At 61.6% G+C, this 15,345-nt stretch carries 12 protein-coding genes and 1 pseudogene; 12 read left to right on the forward strand and 1 reads right to left on the reverse strand.

Going from position 1 to position 15,345, the window contains the following annotated elements; translation table 11 throughout:
* The first annotated feature begins 246 nt into the window (after positions 1–246).
* The 5 genes from LGR54_RS00270 to LGR54_RS00290 all read left to right on the forward strand — a co-directional run bounded on the left by LGR54_RS00270 (position 247) and on the right by LGR54_RS00290 (position 5,126).
* On the forward strand, positions 247–1,449 hold the full coding sequence (locus tag LGR54_RS00270) for an ABC transporter substrate-binding protein (RefSeq protein ID WP_230359994.1): 1,203 nt from the start codon (positions 247–249) through the stop codon (positions 1,447–1,449).
* 153 nt (positions 1,450–1,602) lie between these two features.
* Complete coding sequence (locus tag LGR54_RS00275) at positions 1,603–2,376, forward strand: ABC transporter ATP-binding protein (protein ID WP_230359995.1); 774 nt, start codon at positions 1,603–1,605, stop codon at positions 2,374–2,376.
* Positions 2,376–3,128 carry an ABC transporter ATP-binding protein gene (locus LGR54_RS00280; protein ID WP_230359996.1) on the forward strand — a complete coding sequence of 251 codons (753 nt, stop codon included), beginning with the start codon at positions 2,376–2,378 and terminating at the stop codon, positions 3,126–3,128. The genes LGR54_RS00275 and LGR54_RS00280 overlap by 1 nt, the downstream gene beginning before the upstream one ends.
* Positions 3,125–4,039, forward strand: coding sequence for a branched-chain amino acid ABC transporter permease (locus tag LGR54_RS00285; protein WP_230359997.1), 915 nt, complete (start codon positions 3,125–3,127; stop codon positions 4,037–4,039). The genes LGR54_RS00280 and LGR54_RS00285 overlap by 4 nt, the downstream gene beginning before the upstream one ends.
* Before the next feature lie 13 nt (positions 4,040–4,052).
* Complete coding sequence (locus tag LGR54_RS00290; protein ID WP_230359998.1) at positions 4,053–5,126, forward strand: branched-chain amino acid ABC transporter permease; 1,074 nt, start codon at positions 4,053–4,055, stop codon at positions 5,124–5,126.
* Between the two features lie 49 nt (positions 5,127–5,175).
* Here the strand turns inward: LGR54_RS00290 and LGR54_RS00295 are convergent, their stop codons facing one another.
* Positions 5,176–6,633 carry a PLP-dependent aminotransferase family protein gene (locus LGR54_RS00295; protein ID WP_230359999.1) on the reverse strand — a complete coding sequence of 486 codons (1,458 nt, stop codon included), beginning with the start codon at positions 6,631–6,633 and terminating at the stop codon, positions 5,176–5,178.
* A 250-nt stretch (positions 6,634–6,883) separates the two neighbouring features.
* On the opposite strand from LGR54_RS00295, the gene LGR54_RS00300 reads away from it, so the two are divergent.
* The 7 genes and pseudogenes from LGR54_RS00300 to LGR54_RS00330 all read left to right on the forward strand — a co-directional run bounded on the left by LGR54_RS00300 (position 6,884) and on the right by LGR54_RS00330 (position 15,343).
* A complete protein-coding gene (locus LGR54_RS00300; RefSeq protein ID WP_230360000.1) occupies positions 6,884–8,914 on the forward strand; it encodes a hydantoinase/oxoprolinase family protein in 2,031 nt (676 codons plus the stop codon).
* Complete coding sequence (locus LGR54_RS00305) at positions 8,914–10,920, forward strand: hydantoinase B/oxoprolinase family protein (RefSeq protein ID WP_230360001.1); 2,007 nt, start codon at positions 8,914–8,916, stop codon at positions 10,918–10,920. The genes LGR54_RS00300 and LGR54_RS00305 overlap by 1 nt, the downstream gene beginning before the upstream one ends.
* Positions 10,917–11,927 carry an SIS domain-containing protein gene (locus LGR54_RS00310; RefSeq protein ID WP_230360002.1) on the forward strand — a complete coding sequence of 337 codons (1,011 nt, stop codon included), beginning with the start codon at positions 10,917–10,919 and terminating at the stop codon, positions 11,925–11,927. Before LGR54_RS00305 ends, LGR54_RS00310 begins: the two co-directional genes overlap by 4 nt.
* A 98-nt stretch (positions 11,928–12,025) precedes the next feature.
* Positions 12,026–12,985 carry a nitrilase-related carbon-nitrogen hydrolase gene (locus LGR54_RS00315; protein WP_230360003.1) on the forward strand — a complete coding sequence of 320 codons (960 nt, stop codon included), beginning with the start codon at positions 12,026–12,028 and terminating at the stop codon, positions 12,983–12,985.
* Between the two features lie 261 nt (positions 12,986–13,246).
* The gene (locus tag LGR54_RS00320; protein WP_230360004.1) at positions 13,247–13,705 is read left to right on the forward strand and encodes a GNAT family N-acetyltransferase; all 459 of its coding nucleotides are present in this window, start codon (positions 13,247–13,249) and stop codon (positions 13,703–13,705) included.
* A 422-nt stretch (positions 13,706–14,127) separates the two neighbouring features.
* A pseudogene (locus tag LGR54_RS00325) lies at positions 14,128–14,611 on the forward strand (IS5 family transposase); the annotation flags it as partial.
* Between the two features lie 39 nt (positions 14,612–14,650).
* The gene (locus LGR54_RS00330; protein ID WP_230360005.1) at positions 14,651–15,343 is read left to right on the forward strand and encodes a GNAT family N-acetyltransferase; all 693 of its coding nucleotides are present in this window, start codon (positions 14,651–14,653) and stop codon (positions 15,341–15,343) included.
* The last annotated feature ends 2 nt before the right edge of the window (positions 15,344–15,345 follow it).

Here is a 15,345-nt window from a genome sequence, read left to right on the forward strand (position 1 = left end):
CATATAAGCCAGTGCCAATTCTCAATGGAAAAACAGAGTGAATTCCTTGGCGGGGGCCATTCGCCGACACGCATTCCAATTTGTTCAATTGGCACCTTGATCTATAGGCCAATTGCAAAGCCTAATATCTGTGCCTGCCTATTTTAACATCAACAATGCACAATTGGTGCTCTCTTCGAATGCCAATGTCCATCATCTGACCAGGCACGCAAGTTTTTGAGGCCTAACGGCCCGAGGGGAACACGGATGATCTCAAGACGTTCGCTTATCGCGCTCACATACGGAGCCTTCGCGCTATCCACGGCGACACAGGTCCATGCTGCCGAAGACATCACCATCGGCATGGCCGTGGCCTACTCGGGCTGGGTGGAGGCCTATGATGGTGAGGCCGCGAAGATGGCCCAGCTTTGGGTCGAGCAGGCCAACGCCAAAGGGGGCCTGCTTGGCAAGCCCATTAAGATCATTATTGGCGACACCAAGTCGGATCGGGTCGAAGGCGCGAAGGTTGGGCAAGAACTTGTCAGCAAGGGTGCCAATCTGCTCCTCGTCTCGGCGGATTACGATTTCGGCGCGCCGGCAGCGCTTCAGGCACAAAAAGCCGGCGTCATTTCGGTCTTTGTCGGCGCATCAGACCCCAAGGCGGGCGTGTTGGGCGTAGGCCCGTTGTCCTTCACGGCAAACAATGCTGGCCAGCTCGAAGGCGCAATCATGGCGGACTGGGGCTTCCAGAAAAAGGGGCTACGCAAGGGCTACACTCTGGTCGACGAGGCCATCGAATACACGAAGTCCGTATGCGCTGGTTATGAATGGAAGTTTCCGCAGGTCGGCGGCACGATTGTCGAGCGGGATACGTTCAAGGGAGCCGATCCAACGATCAGCTCTCAGATTACGCGGCTCACCAACAGCATCCGCAGCGACGGTGTCGACCACGTCATGCTCTGCTCGGTGAACCCCGGCGCGGCGAGCGCTGTCCGGCAGTTGCGCGCGGCCGGCATAAACCTGCCGATCTTCGGCTCGACGGGCATGGACGGCACCTATTGGCTGGCATCGGTGCCCGGCCTGAAGGATTTCTATCTTCCGTCCCAGGCGTTGCCCGAAAATGACCGTCGTCCTGCAGTGAATGCCGTTTCTTCGGCGTTCAAGGAGAAGTACGGCGCCGCTCCGTCGACGCAATATGCCTACCCAATCTACGCTTTCCTCGACATGTGGGCGAAGGCCGTGACGGCTGCCAACACCACCGAGGGCGCCGAGGTCGTAGCCGGGCTGAACACGTTCAAGGATGAGTCGACAGTACTGGGGCCGCGAACCTTCACTCCCAAGCTGCACATCCAAATCGACATGCCGATGTTCATCACGTCCTACGCGGACAACAAGCAGTCGGCGATCGAGGAGTGGAGGATCAGCGGCACCATTCCGAACAACGTTCTATACCGCACGAAGGGCAACTGAGCGTGCCGCGTGGCCCCTCTTGCTTTCCTTCATAAGGTAGCAAGAGGGGCATCCACGACAGTTCATGCAGAAGCGCGAAGGCACAATCACCTCGCGGCACAATGTCGAACGGCCACGATCTGTGCCGCTTCTGATGTCTTCGGAGTTCGCGACATGAATTACACTTTCGATATTGAACAGCCATTGCTCATGCGGGGCGATGGCAATAGCTCGGAACTGACGGCACAGCACCTGACAGTGCGCTTTCAGGGGCTAGCAGCTATTTCGGATGTCAGCCTCACCCTGCATCGCCACGAAGTGTTAGGTCTGATCGGTCCGAATGGCGCCGGAAAGACAACTCTGGTCAACTGCCTGACAGGCTTTCAGCGGCCGACGGAAGGCCATGTGCTCGTCGGCCGAGAGCGGACCAGTGACTGGTCGCCCGTCGATTTCCGTGCCCGCGGCGTGGCACGAACGTTTCAGGCAGGTCGTCTGTTCAAGGATATGTCCATCCTCGAGAATGTAGAGGCAGGCGCTCTGGCACTTGGGCTAGGTCGCAGGCAGGCCGTCGAGCACGCCCGCGAACTCCTGGACTGGGTCGGGCTGAAGGCCGACCCCTACCAGAAGGCGGGAATGCTCGCCTATACCGACCAGAGGCGCCTCTCGATCGCGCGTGCCATGGTCCTGTCGCCAGCCTTCGTATTGCTGGATGAGCCGGCGGCAGGCATGTCCGACGCGGAATGCGAAGACCTGATGGAGTTGATTTCCTCCATCCCCTCCCTGTTCACCTGTGGCGTGCTTCTGATCGAGCACAATATGCGGGTCGTGATGGGTATCTCCCACCAGATTCACGTTCTCGACGGCGGATGCATCCTTGCAAAGGGAACGCCCGGGGAAATCCAGAATAACGAGGCTGTAATGGCAGCTTATCTCGGTATGGAGAGCTGATGTCCGCCCTGCTGGATATACAAGAACTTCACGTTCATTATAGCGACCTGGCCGCTATTCGTGGCGTGTCCCTCCATGTTGATGAGGGAGAGGTTGTTTGCCTTGTAGGGCCGAACGGCGCCGGCAAGTCGACCATGCTCGCGGCGGTGGCCGGTGGGGTGAAGCCGACATCCGGCAGCATCCGGTTCGATGGCGGAAGCCTCAGGAGTGTCCGGCCGGAGCAGATCGCGCGTCTCGGCGTGTCGCTCGTGCCGGAAGGTAGGCAAATTTTCGGGACGCTGACCGTCGAGGAAAATCTAAGGATCGGCGGCTACATATCCAGCGACAGGAAAGCCGCGGCATCGGATTTCGACCGGCTGCTCGTCACGTTCCCGCGCCTGAAGGAGCGCCTTGCCTATCCGGCTGGCCGCCTCTCCGGCGGCGAGCAGCAGATGCTCGCCGTCGCCCGCGCCGTGATGACCCAGCCCCGACTGCTGCTCGTTGACGAGCCCTCGTTGGGTCTTGCGCCGCTGATCATCGAGCAGATCTACAAGACGCTGCTCGAACTGCGCGCCGAGCGAGGACTGACTCTGTTCATCAATGAACAGAGTTCTGCCCGCGTCCTCAAATATGCTGATCGGATTTACATTCTCCGGGGCGGCCAGATCCAGCTTGAAGGCCGCGCGAGCGACCTGCGCGACGGCGATGCGATCAGGAAAGCTTATTTTGGCTTCAGCGCCGGATCACAGCGGGCGGCGGAGAATGTCGCATGATTTCATTCTTTCAAAACGTCATCGACGCTGTCGCGCTCGGCAGCATATATGCACTTGTAGCGCTCGGCATCGGCCTGATCTTTGGCATACTTCGCTTGATCAACTTCGCTCACGGCGACATGATCACTGTCGGTTGCTACGCACTGATTGTTCCGTCCACCGATGCGGCCGCGCAACTGCTGATCGGTTCCTGGACGCCACTGGCTGCGATCGCTGCCATCGCCATCATTGTCCTGCTTGTGGCGCTCTCGACGGACGCATTGGTATTCAAGCATCTGCGCCGCGCGTCGCCGACCACACTGATGATCGCCTCCTTTGCGGTTAGCTACGTCACTCAGAACGCCCTGCTGATGGCATACGGCGCCCGCGCGAAGGGCGTCGATTTCTGGAGCGGCGTGAACGTTCAGATCGCCATCGGCGAGTTGCGGGTACCGTTGCTGCAGCTAATCACCGTCGCCGTCACGTTTGCCCTGATGATGTTGCTGAACCTGTTCCTCCGATACACGCGCTATGGAATTCAAATGCGCGCCGCTGCGGAGGATTTCCGCATGGCGCAGTATATCGGCGTGCGCGGCAATATCGTCATCGGATTGGCTTTCGCCATCAGCGGCATGCTGGCCGCCACCGTTTCCCTGCTTTACGTCACCCAGTCCGGGTCCCTGTCCATAACGATGGGGGTGCCACTGGTTCTCTTCGCCTTCGTCGCCGTAGTGATCGGCGGAATGGGCAACCTGCTGGGTTCGGTTGTGGGCGGCTTCCTGATCGGCATCTTGCTAACCATGCTCCAGGCCTACCTGCCACCGGATCTGCGCGCCTTCCGCGACGCATTCGCCTTCGCCTTCGTCATTCTTGTCCTGCTCGTGCGACCTGCAGGACTCATCCCCGCCCGCAACACCATTGAACGCGTTTAGCGATGGGTACCACATGTACAGTTTTCTCGTCCGCTATCAGACGCCCGTTCTACTGATCCTTGCACTCGGCGCGATCGTAGTATTTGGCACCCTCGCGGCGAACAACGCCGCCGTCTCACTGACGGAGATGCTGATCCAAATGACGGTCGTCGTCGGACTTTATGTCTTCATCGGCAATTCCGGCATCGTGTCTTTCGGGCATATCGGTTTCATGTGTATCGGGGCCTATGCTGCTGCGTGGGCGTCGGCCGATCCGGCTTTCAAAGAGATCATGCTCGAAGGCCTGCCCCTTTTTCTGCGGGAGGGCCAGTTCCCCTTTCCCGTGGCCATGGCGGCGGCCATCGTCTTGCCGGCGGCCGCGGCGGCCCTGTTCGGCCTTGCCATCATGCGCCTGACCGGTATCGCCTCGTCGATCGCGACCTTCGCCTTCCTTATCATCGTAAACAGCGTCTACTCCAACTGGAATTCGGTTACCGCGGGGGTGAGTTCGATCATCGGCATTCCCACGGTGGTGGGGCCGTGGACGGCCTTCGCCGTCGCCTCGGTCGCCATTCTCGTGGCCTATGTCTTCCAGACATCGCGCTATGGCCTGCTTCTGCGCGCCTCGCGCGATGACGAGGTGGCGGCGCGCGCCAGCGCGATCAATGTCATCGGCATGCGACTGCTGGCGTTTGTCCTCAGTGCCGCGCTGGTGGGTGCAGGCGGCGGCCTATATGCGCAGTTCCTTGGCATCCTGACTGTGGATTCCTTCTATCTAAGCCTGTCCTTTATCGCCATTGCGATGCTGGTCGTGGGCGGCATGTCGAGCTTGACGGGGGCGGTCCTGGGTGTCGTCGCCGTCACAGCTATCGTCCAGATATTGCGGGCGGCAGAACGTGGTATCCCTGTTGGCTCGATGACATGGGCCTTGCCGTCGGGTAGCCAGGAACTGGGACTGGGTATTCTGCTGGCCGTCATCCTGATCTACCGACCGACAGGATTGAGCGGCGGACAGGAAGTCAGGCTTCCGGTCCGCCCCTCGTCCGCTGCCGCGAAAGAGCAGGCAGCCATCGACAATCGCATCCTTGCGGCTCGCCAGCGATCCTGAAAGCCACTTCTGATCAAGATGACCTGAAGGGGCGGTTGCCGAGCGCGCGCTACCGCCTGCTCTTTCGATGGGCGGCGTAGGATTCCCACGCCTGCGCCAAACGCCTCACGCCGAGCGTAATCGACTCGCTATCCTGTACGAACTGAAGGCGGACATGATCGTCGCAACCGCCGTCACTGGTCAGGGCCGAGCCCGCGACGATGGTCACCCCGTGCAGCAGGGCGACCTGGGCGAATTCGGTCGCGGTACCCGACGGCAGGCGTGCCCAAAAGGACAGTCCGCCCGCAGGTCGGACCCAAGTCCAATCTGGCAGAAGGCGCGTCATCTGCTCGCACAGCAGATCGAGGCTGCGCCGGATTTCCTCATGCCGGAGCCTTCGAACCTCGTCTGCATGCTCCATTAGGCCCGTCGCCATCAGTTGCACGACGGGCGATATTCCCATGTCCACCACTGCCTTCAGACGCGAGAGGTGCTCGATGATCGGCTGAGGCGCACGGATCCAGCCGATGCGCAGGCCCGGCCAGAACAGTTTGCTGAGCGAGCCAATGGTGAGCAACGGTGCTGTCGAGGATATCTCAGCGAGCGACGTCGGACGGGTCTCACCGACGTGAAGGTCCAGCATGGTCTGGTCTTCGATGGTGGCCACCTGATACTGGTCGATCAGCTCTACGAGCGCCCTGCGTTGCTCAAAAGGCATCACGATGCCGGTCGGCGCGTGGCAGGTGGGAGTCACCATCACAAGGCGCGGACGGACGGTCTTAAGCAGGGTTTCGAGCCCATCGAGCACAAAGCCTGTCGGTTCAACGGGTAGCGTGGCCAAATTGGCACCGATCATGCGGAACGCGCTGATGGCGCCAGGATAGGTCGGGTTCTCCAGCACGACGCGCTCGCTATAGGGCGCATAAAGCTGTCCGATCAGCCAAATGGCCTGCTGCGAGCCCGAGGTGATGAGAATTTCGTCAGGTTGCGTGCGCAGCCCGCTTACGCGCTGGATGTAGTCCGACACCGTGCTACGCAACGCCATCAGGCCCAGGGGCTGATAGCCGCTGCTGGCGGGAAGCGCGTGCAGCGCAGCCATCTGTTCAGCGGCAATGTCGCACAGCAAGGGACCGATGCTTGCTTGCCGCGACACGCTGAAATCGACGGTTCCGGGCGGCGGCGGCGCCAATGGGCGCATCATCGGATTGCGTGCCATCGCCTTGACCACGTCCTGATTGACGTAGGGCGAGGGAATGTTGTGCTGCGGGTGGCGGATCATATGGCCGCTGCCCTGGCGGCTTTCCAGCCAACCCTCCTCGCGCAGAATCCCGAACGACCGGATGACGGTCGTGCGGCTCACCTTCAGCGTGTCGGCAAGCGTGCGCTCGGGCGGCAGCACGATGCCGGGCGCAATATCCCCGTTCGTCAGCGCCGCGCGCAGGGCAGCGGCAAGCCTGGCGTAAAGGGGGCCCTCACCCTCCTGCCAGTTTCCAAGCATCTTCTGGAGCGATCGCGGTTTTTGCAGCATGGCAGGACGTCTCGGTCTGGCGGCATATGTCAACGGGTACGGTCGAGGGGCGTCACGCTCCGGGGAACCCGACCCAAGGGATACAAAGCCCTCGGACCTTCGGCGAGGCCAATTATGGCCAAAACAATCACATGACAAGATCGAAGTCCAATTCATGCGATTGGCGCCTTGAGGTTAAGTCCAATTATGCGCTCTAAATTTGACATTGGTTTTCGAGCGAATAGCCGGCGACCCAAAAAAGCGAGGGAATATGAGCACGACCAATATTCGAGTCGCCGTGGACGTGGGAGGCACGTTCACGGACATATGCATCTTCGACGATCGATCCGGAGCCATGCGCGTCGAAAAGCTTCCGTCCAGTGTCGATCCGATCGACGCCGTTCTGAAGGGCGTCAGCAATGCGGGTGTCGACCTGCACGACGTGGCTCTCTTTTCCCATGGCACCACGGTGGCGACGAATGCGCTGATCACCCGCCGCCTCCCGAGGGCCGCCATGGTCACGACCCGCGGCTTCCGCGACATCATCGAGATCCGCCGGGGAACCAAGGAAGATCTCTGGGACGCCTACAAGGACGTTGCCCCGCCCTATATCAAGCGCCGCGACCGCATCGAGGTCACCGAGCGTGTCGACTATGCGGGCGAGATTCTCACGCAGCTGGACGAGGAAGATGCGCGCCGCGTCGCCGGGGTTCTGCGCCGCAAGGGCATTGAAACCATCGCGGTGTGCTTCATCAATGCTCATGCCAATCCGGCGAATGAGCGCCGCATGCGCGACCTCCTCCTGGAGGAGCTGCCTGGAGCACGCGTGACCTGCTCCAGCGAGGTCCTGCCGGAGATCTTCGAGCATGAGCGCTTTTCCACCACCGTCGCGAATGCCGTGCTGGCCCCGCTGGTCAGCGGTTATGTCAACCGCTTGGGCGAGCGCCTGAAGACGGGCGGATATGACGGCGACCTGCTCATTCTCCATTCCGGCGGCGGCGTAATGACGCCGAAGACCGTCGAGAAGATGGGCGTGCGCCTCGCCGCGTCCGGCATCGCCGCGGGTGCGATCGCCAGCAGGCACATCGCGGCGCTGGCGGGCTTTCCTAATGCCATCGGCCTCGACATGGGCGGCACCAGCACCGACATCTCGCTCGTCGCAGGCGGTGAACTGCGCACGACCAAGGAGTGGTTCGTCGAATACGGCTATCCGATCTGCCTGCCGAGCATCGAAGTGCTGACTATCGGCGCCGGTGGCGGCTCGCTGGCATGGCTGGACGATGCGGGCGGCCTTCGTAACGGCCCGCAATCCGCTGGCGCCAATCCGGGACCGGCCGCTTATGGTCGGGGAGGCACCCAGCCGACCAACACGGATGCCAACCTCGTTCTTGGTCGGCTAGGTAGCGAGTTGATCGCCGGCGGGCTGAAACTCGACCAGGAGGCCGCAACCAATGCCGTCCAGAATGGTGTTGCCGAGCCGCTTGGTCTCTCCCTGACGCAGGCCGCGAACTCGGTGCTGCGTGTGGCCAATGCCAACATGGCCGACGCCGTACGGCTGATATCCATTCGCCGCGGCTATGACCCTCGCGAATTCGTCCTTGTGGTATTCGGTGGCGCCGGACCTCTGCACGGCGTCGATCTTGCTCGCGAGCTCTCGATCCCGACGGTGCTGGTTCCTCCGCATCCCGGTGTCACCTCGGCGCTCGGCTGCCTTCTGGTCGACATCCAGCACGATCTGTCGTCGATGTTCCTTGGGCGAGTCGACGAGGTCGATCCCACCGATGTCGAGGCCGAGTTCAAGAACCTCGAACACGAGGCCTACCAGCGGCTGCTGGCGGAAGGCGTTGCGCCGGAAGACATGCAGCTGCTGCGCCATATCGACATGCGCTATGTCGGCCAATGGCGTTCCATGTCGATCTCCACGAGCGGCCCGCTCACCGATCTGGCCCCGATCGTCGAGCAGTTCCATGCTGAACATGCCCGCGAGCACAATTTCAGCCGGGTCGGCGTCAAGGTCGAGGTCTACCGCCTCACTGTCACCGCTATAGGAAAAGTGCCCAAGCCCGACCTTCCCAAGCATGAGCTGACCCAGTCCACGCCGGTGCCGGTCGCGACACGTCAGGTCTGGTTCCAAGATAGCCCGGACTCCGTCGATACGCCCGTGTTCGATCGTTCGAAGCTCACCGCCGGTACGGTGATCAAGGGACCCGCAATCATCGAGCAACTGGATTCGACGACCCCGGTCCCGCCGGGCGCAGTCGCCGAAGTCGACGCTTGGCACAATTTGAGGATATCGGTCTAATGATCAAGCAATCCATCCGCAGCGGTGAAGACCGCACTGAAACGCTCGATCCGGTCACCTTCGAAGTTCTGAAGAATTCCTTCACGACAATCGTCGACCAGATGGCGGAGCAGATCCTGCGCACCTGCCACTCTTTCGTAATGTATGCCCGCGACTTCTCGTCCGCACTTTGCGATCGCGAAGGCAACACGGTGATGCAGGGCAGCGGCGATATCGCCGTCCATGTAGGCACCCTGCATTTCACCGCCAAGGCCGTGATCAATGCCTTCGGTGACGACATCGCGGAGGGCGATGTCTTCGCCATCAACGATCCCTATCTCGGCGGCACGCATTTCTGCGACGTGCGCATCGTGCGTCCGATCTTCGCCGGTGGCGAGTTGATCGGCTTCTCGCAGTCCAACGGTCACTGGGCCGACATCGGCGGCAGCGTGCCTGGCTCGTTCGACGTGAATGCGAAGGAACATTTCGGCGAGGGCCTGCGCATACCGCCGCTGCGCATCGTTCAGGGCGGGCGGGCGCTCACCGACGTGATGAAGATGATCGTCTCCAACACCCGCGCGCCCGAGGCGGCGGAAGGTGACCTTCATGCTCAGATGGAGGCGACCCGCATCGCCGAGATCGAGATGTTGCGGCTGGTCGCCAAATATGGCCAGGGCACGGTCGTCACCGCCATGGAAGAGGTGCAGAACTACGTCGAGCGCCTCACCCGCCAGCGCGTCGCCGAGATGCCGGATGGCACATGGGAGACGACCGACTACCTCGACTTCGACCCGGCCAAGGGAGAAGGTCTGGTGCCGGTCAAGGTCAAGATGACGATCAAGGGAGACACCATCTCCTACGATCTCTCCGGTTCGGCGGAAGTCGTGGCTACCTTCCTTAACGGCACCTTCGGCTCGTCCTTCTCGGGACTGGTGACCGGTACCAAGATGTTCTTCCCCGATCTTCCGCTCAATTCTGGATTTTATCGGGTTCTTGACGTCAATCTCGGTCCGACAGGCACTGTCGTCAACGCGGTATGGCCGACGGCAGTCACCGGTTTCTGTTCCGGTTCTTACGGAAAAGTCGTCAACGCGGTCTTCGAACTGTGGTCCGAGGTGCAGCCCCAGCGCGCGATGGCCTGCTGCGTTGACATCGAATACCTGCTGGTTGGCGGCCGTGATACCCGGACTCCGAGTAACGACGTCTTCATGTGGTACGACTGGATGGTCGGCGGCTGGGGAGGCCGCAACGGCAAGGACGGCTCCGGCGCTACATCGGCCGTGTTTGGCGTCGGCGAGGCTGTTCAGCCGCTGGAAGGCCAAGAGCGCCTGTGCCCGGTAGTGACCACCGAACATCAGATCGCGACCGATTCCGGTGGTCCGGGACGCTTCCGCGGCGGCTGCGGCGTGCGCAAGGGCGGGACGCTAACCGGCGTGCGCAACACGGTTATGTCCTATTGCTGCGATCGCTCGCGCTCCATCACCTGGGGCATGAAGGGCGGCCTGCCGTCCATTCCCCATGGAGTTTGGCTGACCCCCGAAGGTGGCGAGCCCAAGTACATGGGCGCCATTTTCTCCAACGTGTCTGTTGGGCCGGGCGATCACTTCACCCGCCCATCCGCTGGCGGCGGCGGGCTGGGAGATCCTCTGGAGCGTGATCCAGAGGCCGTGCTTGAAGACGTCATCGACGAATATGTCAGCGTGGAGCGGGCCCGGAAGGACTACGGCGTCGTCATTCGGGAAATCGACCGCGAGCTCGATCTGTTCGAGATCGATGCCGAGGCGACGGCCACCGAGCGACGATCCATCCGTGCCAAGCGCGTCGGCTGGCTCAGCGAAGACCCCGAACAGATCGCGCAACGGTTCCGGGAAGGCAAACTGACCGTGCACGATCTGGTTCGGCAATATGCCGTGATCCTGGACTGGGGCACCGGGGAACTCCTGCCCAAAACAACCAAACAATTTCGTGAAATGATACAGCAGCGCACCGTTAAAGAGTGGCTGCCGGTGACAGCAGGTGCAGCATGACCAAATCATTCAACCTGGACACGCAGATCGCCTCGGCGCCGGAAGCGGTGCGTGCGATCCTTGCGACCGAGGTACCGAGACTCGATCCTGATCGTCCGATCATCTTCACCGGCATCGGGACCTCGCTGCATGCCGCGCGTGTCGCGGCCAGTTGGGTGAATGTGCTCAATGGCGGCAAAAACCGAGCGCAGGCGCTGGATGCCCATGACGTGGGCACCTGGTTGCCGATCCGCGCCGATGATCAGGTGGTGGTGATCAGTCACCGGGGCAACAAGATATTCCCGACCGCCTCGCTAAACCGGGCGCGGAGCGCGGGCGCCAGCACCATAGCGATCGTCGGGCAGGCCGCGCCGGTTCAGCCGGCCGACAATACGGTGCGCACCTGTGCGAACGAGACGGCGGGCACCTTCACGGTGTCCTATCTGAGCTCACTCGCGGTTCTCGCTCGGCTGGCGTCGCAGTTCGACACATCGGCCGACCAGGCCTTCGCCACGGCGGTCGACGCCTTGCCGGAAGCGGTGGCGCAGACAATCGCTCTCGGCAATCCCGCCATCGCCGCCGAGAAGGTCAAGGCCGCCGAGACGCTCCTTATCATCGGCTTCGGCATCGATCTGCCGACGGCGCAAGAAGCAGCCTTGAAGATCAAGGAAGGCGCCTGGCAATGGACGGAAGCCATGCCCCCGGAATTCGCCCTCCACGGCACGCCGGCGAGTTTCCATCCTGGAATGGCCGCCGCGGTGATCGAGCCGGGCGAAGACGATAGCGGCCGTACCCAGCTGCTACTGACCGTGCTGGATCGTCTCGGTATCGAGACAGTCACGGTGAGCGAGCGCCGGGATACGGAACTGGCCTTCGTCACGCCGCATCCGCTGCTCCGGCCGGTCACTGGCATTGTGCCGCTGCAACGTCTGACTGCGGAGTTGGCGCGTTTGCGCGATACGGATCCGGACACCATGCATGGCAACAGGGAGCCTTGGCGCTCCGTTATGACAAGTGTGAAGCTCTAGCTCCGCGCACATGCTGGGAAGTCTCGCCGCGAAAGAGATGAAGCGGTCCCGACCGCGGCGAGACTTGGAATATCGCGCCAAAGAACAGGGAATGGGTGATGCCGAAAGTTCTTGCAGCCGTTGTTCAGACGGGAACGGAGGGGATCGACGCGGAGGCGACGCTCGCCAAGGCCGAGCAGTTGATCGCCGAGTGCGGCGCGCGCGGCGTTAAGGTCGCGGTGTTTCCCGAAGCCTTCATCGGCGGCTATCCGAAGGGCGCCAATTTCCATATCGTCATAGGCTCCCGCCTGCCGGTCGGCCGCGATGAATACGCGGCCTATGTTTCGCGCGCAGTCGTCGTGCCGGGCCCGGAAGTGACACGACTTGGCGACGCCGCCCGCAAGGCCGAATTGTTCCTGGTCATCGGCGTAATCGAGCGCGAAGGCGGCACACTCTACTGTACGGCACTGTTCTTCGGGCCGGATGGCAGCCTTCTAGGCAAGCACCGCAAGACGATGCCCACGGCAGCGGAGCGTCTGTGCTGGGGGTTCGGCGACGGCTCGACGCTGACGACGGTCCCCACACCCTGGGGGCCGCTTGGGGCCGTGATCTGCTGGGAAAACTACATGCCTCTCTTGCGGACGGCGATGTACAGCAAGGGAATCGCGCTGTATTGCGCTCCGACTGCGGATGACCGTGACAGTTGGGCCGCGACCATGCGCCATATCGCACTTGAGGGACGCTGCTTCGTTCTCTCCGCATGCCAATACCTGACGCGCGATAACTTTCCGGTGGACATGCAGAACGCGATTCCTGAAGAGAACGGCGACGTTCTAATGCGCGGCGGCAGCCTGATCGTCAGCCCTTCGGGGCAAATCCTGGCGGGGCCTGTGTTCGATAGCGACGCAATCCTGACCGCCGAACTCGACCTGGAAGATGTGATCCGCGGCAAGTTCGATTTCGACGTGACCGGGCACTATGCGCGCCCGGACCTGTTCAACCTGACCGTTGACGAGCGTATGCGCAGGCCGGTGACGCACGTTCAAGATGACCAGGCGTCACTCACGCCGTCCTCATAGAACACCTTCTCGGATATCTGGTTGGTTGTGTTCGGCGGCACAAACGTCGGTTGCAGGTGGACTATTTCGATAGCGCAGGGAAGCAACGAAGCAAGCTGGCGCTAGACAAGTGAGTGCCCGCCGGAACAGAGACTGCCGTATCAGGCCCGCGAAATAACCAATCCCAGTGCGGCACTTTGGCCGAAGCTCAAGATGTTGGCGCGGTCATCTGAAGATACCACCGCAGCTCATCAGGTCCGGCAATAAAAAGGATGAAAGACTATGACGAAGACAACACATATCACGGTTCGGCGGATATCGCCCGAAGACGCAGCGGCTTGGCGGCTGCTTTATCGTGGCTATGTGGCCTTTTACAAACGGGAGATTACCGACGCCATCTTGGATCAGACCTGGAGCTGGCTGCTAGACCAGACCCACCAGCTGGAGGGTCTCGTCGCCGTCGATGCGGACGGGCATCTGTTGGGCCTTGCCCACTATCGGCCTCAACCTAAACCCTTGATGGGGAGCTATGCGGGATTTCTGGACGATCTTTTCGTCGATCCGGGGATGCGCGGCCACGGCGTTGGACGCCAGCTGATCGAGCACCTTGCCATGATCGGCCGCGAGCGTGGGTGGTCCTCGATCCGCTGGATCACCGCCGCCGATAATGCAACTGCGCGGCGACTCTATGACGACGTGGCCGTGGCGACGCAGTGGGTTACCTATGAGTTGACCCCGTAATCAGCACAGCCTTCGCCGAAGCCTTTCCGGACATCCGCCGGAACGCGAAATGACGCGAACACGCGGGTGGTCCTGATCAATGTGCGTCTGGCAGGTTCGGCTTGCGAAACGGAGGACGAGATCATCCTCCGCGAGATGCTATCCATCGACGAAGCTGGCCGGCCCCGACTTCGGGACGGCTCTCACTTTGTGATGAACGACCGCGAGGCGTCATACCACCTTTATGTACAGCCGAGCGCAGCGCATCCGCCAGCTTAATGACGGCCACTTCCATTCCCAGGGGCGTATAGGTGGCAAACCCCATGGGGAGCCCGGCTTCGCCCCGTGCGAAAGCGTGGAGGGCAGACAGGCCGAAGTGGTCAACGCCGACGTGACCGGCTGGCCTCGATTGCGGCGCTCTCGGACAGGTCACAGATCAGCATGCAGGGCAAGGCTGGATCGCAGAGACAGCGCAGATCGACAGCCGCAACGTCAGGGCGCACCGCTGTTCCGGCGGTGCAAAAGGGGCTCGAGCCCAAGCCATTGGTGCCTCGCGCGGTGGTCGGACGACGAAGATCCATGCGCTAGCCGATGTCCTGCGACGACCGCTGCGCCTCGCGCCGACGCCGGGCAGCACGTCTGATATCAAAGGGGCCGATCTGCTGATCGGCGACGCGACCAACATGAACCGGCTGATCGTTGACCGCGACTACGATGCCAATAGGCACGATCCCTGTCATCCCCGGCAGACGCAATCGCAGGCGTCCGATCCAGTATGACGTGAGATACTACCGCGACCGCTGGCGCGTGGAAGCGATGTTCTGCCGCCTTAAGGACTTCCGCCGCATCGCCACACGATACGACAAGCTCGCCCGCAACTACGCCTCAGCGGTGGCCCTTGCCGCCGTCATTGCATTCTGGTGCTAATGAGCTCCGGGGCCTTCACTCCCTACCGCAGAGGTCTTGATGTCGAATTTTCCTGATCGCTGGCCGTTCCCCGAGCGAAGGTCCATTGAAGGGCGGTACTGCCGCCTGGAGCCGCTCGATCCCGCTATCCATGGCGACGGATTGTTCGATGTCGTCTCGGGATCCGAAGCCGATCGCCTGCATCGCTGGCTGCCAGACCCCGTTCCCGGCTCCCGTCCCGAATTTGACGAATGGCTCGTGTCGAAAGCTGCCTCAACCGACCCGATGTTCTACGCAGTGATTGACAAGGCTACGGGCCGCGTCGAGGGCCGGCAGGGCCTCATGGATATCAGCACCGCATACGGCAGTGCGGAGATCGGACACATCTTGTGGGGCCCACGGATTGCCGGCACGCGGGTCGCCACGGAGGCTTTCTTCCTTATGGCGGATTACGTGTTCGGGCTCGGCTACCGTCGCTACCAGTGGCGCTGTAACGCTAACAACGGGCCCTCGCGGCGCGCGGCCGAGCGTTTCGGCTACACATATGAGGGCGTCTTCCGCAACCACATGGTGGTGAAGGGTGAGAGCCGAGATACAGCTTGGTACTCAATCATTGACGAGGAATGGCCCCGCTATCGCGCGGCATACGAGCGTTGGCTTCAAGCTGACAACTTCGATAGCGAAGGCCGCCAAAGGGCCCGGCTCAATGAACTTCGGCAGGACGCTCTGCCCATCACGTCCGTCAATGATTGAGT

This window comes from Ancylobacter sp. Lp-2 (genome assembly GCF_020523795.1).
Classification (GTDB): domain Bacteria; phylum Pseudomonadota; class Alphaproteobacteria; order Rhizobiales; family Xanthobacteraceae; genus Ancylobacter.